Below are 231 nucleotides of genomic sequence, written 5' to 3' on the forward strand. Positions count from 1 at the left end.
GGCAATGGCATTATCTTCAAGTGTAACAATTACATCATGATTTTTAATAATGTCGTTTAACAGTGAAGTATCAAGCGGCTTTATAAAGCGCATGTTAACAAGCGTTGCATTAAGTTCATTTGCAGCAAGTTGTGCGTTTTCAAGCAATGTACCAAATGACAAAATGGCAATCTTTGAACCTTCTTTTACTGTATTTGCTTTACCAATTTCGAAAAGTTGCATATCGCTTTG

The 231-nt window shown here is 34.6% G+C and carries 1 protein-coding gene; it reads right to left on the reverse strand.

Features of this window, described 5'->3' with window-relative positions; genetic code table 11:
- Nucleotides 1–231 (reverse strand): transketolase C-terminal domain-containing protein (locus tag R2R70_RS23550; protein WP_410979427.1); only part of this gene is annotated, 231 nt, incomplete at both ends.

The sequence above is a fragment of the Cobetia sp. SIMBA_158 genome (assembly GCF_046566945.1).
Classification (GTDB): Bacteria; Pseudomonadota; Gammaproteobacteria; order Pseudomonadales; family Halomonadaceae; genus Cobetia; species Cobetia amphilecti.